Annotated in this window: 2 protein-coding genes; both read right to left on the bottom strand. The window is 56.8% G+C overall.

Features of this window, described 5'->3' with window-relative positions:
- Positions 1–65: 65 nt before the first annotated feature.
- Positions 66–899, bottom strand: a complete 834-nt coding sequence (gene istB, locus QMZ18_RS36840; protein ID WP_282611430.1) for an IS21-like element helper ATPase IstB — start codon at positions 897–899, stop codon at positions 66–68.
- Complete coding sequence (gene istA, locus QMZ18_RS36835) at positions 896–2137, bottom strand: IS21 family transposase (RefSeq protein WP_282611429.1); 1242 nt, start codon at positions 2135–2137, stop codon at positions 896–898. The genes istB and istA overlap by 4 nt, the downstream gene beginning before the upstream one ends.
- Positions 2138–2289 lie beyond the last annotated feature (152 nt).

Here is a 2289-nt window from a genome sequence, read left to right as displayed (position 1 = left end):
TTGTCAATGCCGATTGAAAAATGGTCAGAAGTGCCGAAGTAAAAATGGCCAGTTTTAGGTTTGGTTCAGTTTGGTTTGGCGTTATTGACTTTTGCAGGTCTCCCTCGTTTTTTTGGTGGTGGAATGATCGGTGCGTTTGCCCTGATATGTTCAGGCAGGAGATCGGCGTGAGCCCTTAGGCGGTAGCTTGCACCTTCGATATGAATGACGACGGCATGGTGCAGCAGTCTGTCCAGGAGCGCGGTTGCGACGACAGGATCTCCAAAAACCTCGCCCCATTCTGCAAATCCGCGGTTTGAGGTCATGATCATTGCGCCTTTCTCGTATCTGGCGTTGACCAGCTGGAAAAACAGATTGGCGCCGCCAGTGGTGATCGGCAGATATCCGATTTCGTCCACGATGAGTAAGGATACGCGGGCATAGAACCGGATCTTCTCCGCGAGCCGTCCTTCACGTTCAGCTTTGGCGAGTGCCTCGATCAGATCGGCCAGAGGCGCCCTGTAAACGGATTTACCTGCCTTGACGGCGGCAACGCCCAGAGCTGTTGCCAGATGACTTTTTCCGGTCCCGGGCGGTCCGAGAAAGTGGATGACCTCGGCGCGGACAATGAACTCCAGTTCGGCCAAGGTCATGATCCTGTCCCGGTCCAGAGCCGGCTGAAATGAGAAATCGAAGCTCTCCAGGGTTTTGACCGGTGCTAGCCGGGAGGTGGTGAGGGCCATGCCGACACGCCGGTTTTCCCGGGAGGAGAACTCTTCATTCAGCAACCGGTCGATCGCCTCGAGTGCGCTCATCTCCCCTTGTTCCAGTTGCTTGAGGGTGTGATCCAAAACCTCAAGGGCGCGAGGCATGCGTAGTCCAACAAGGCTGTGACGGATACGATTGCTCAGGGAGCTCATTGGGACGCCTCCGAGCCGGCCAAGCGTCGCCCGACAGCTCCATAAAAGGCCAAATCACGCTGTACGACAACAGCTGATGCCGGTGGTTGCAGCTGTCGCTGCAGGGAGGTTGGAACCTTTCGATGACGGGGATCCAGTCTGCGGCGGTTCCGGCCCTCCAGGATCGGATGGCAGGCAATGGGCTTGCCATTTTCAAAGATCCGAATCTTATCCGGATGGCTCTGAACCTCGACGACACGTTTTCGGGTCGTGTCCGGTACGGAGTAGAGATTGCCGCCGACCGAGACCATGCCTTCATGACTGACGCGCCGTTCCACCGTGAGAACGGCATCGTAAGGATGCGTGGGCAAGGGTGTCAGACGATCTTGTTCTTCGGCGAATGCCTCGTTGACCACCCTGTTCGTGGTGGCATGCACCCGGGGATTGGCGATCTCTTGTCGCCATGCATCGAACTGGGCATTGAGATCCTCCATGTTCCGGAAAGATCGGCCGAGAAAGAAGTCCTGGCGGATATAGCGGTAAGGCCGTTCGACTTTTCCTTTCGTCTTGGCCCGGTAGGCCTTGTAGGCTCGCGGCGCGGAGCCATAGTAGTTCAGCAAAGCAACCAGAGCCGGGTTGTAGGTGACAACGCCATCGGCATCCTCTCCGAGCACCGCAGTTTTCATGCGGTCGTAGAGAACTTCGCCAGTTGCGCCGCCACAGGCTTCAAAAGCCGCGATGTGGCAGCGCAGGACGGTCTCAAGCTTCTGGTTCCCTCCAAAGCGCCCCCAGAGCCAACGACTGTGGCCGAGGACCATGCTAAAGAGCCAGACTTTCCGCCAGACACCAGGCTCGTCGGTAAACTCAAGCTGGAATTCAGCGAAGTCCACTTGCGCCTGGTGGCCTGGCGGCGTTTCAAAACGTCGCTCGAACAGAATCTGCTTTGCCGGACGGGCGCTGCGCAGAAAGTCCGTAATGCCAGTATAGCCACCCACGTAGCCGAGTTTGCGGATCTCCCGGAATAGCCGGCGGCCGGAAAGATCGGGAAACTGGATAATGCGCTCCCGGAGATAACCTTCGTAGGGCGTGCGCAGACGTTCACGCGGTTCGCGTGGGCCGTAGTTCGGGACCTCGAGACCCCGTGCGAGATATTTCCTCACCGTCTTACGGTTCAGACCCGTCTTGCGCGCAATCGCGCTTACCGACAGACCTTGTCTTTTTAAATCATGGATCAAAACAATCCTCCCAAGTTTTACCACCTGATCCGGATCTCCTCTTTCCGAAAATCTCAAGTGGTCAAGTCTCGCCCAGCTGTTGCTCTGGGGCATGCCCCAGAGCAACAGCTGATCTAAACCCCAAACTGGGTACTTTTCACTCGGCGCTAATGGGTAGTTTCCATCCGGCACTCACA

This window comes from Pelagibius sp. Alg239-R121, assembly GCF_947331435.1.
In the GTDB taxonomy this organism is placed as follows: Bacteria; Pseudomonadota; Alphaproteobacteria; order Kiloniellales; family Kiloniellaceae; genus Denitrobaculum.
This window is presented reverse-complemented; position numbering and strand designations above follow the sequence as displayed.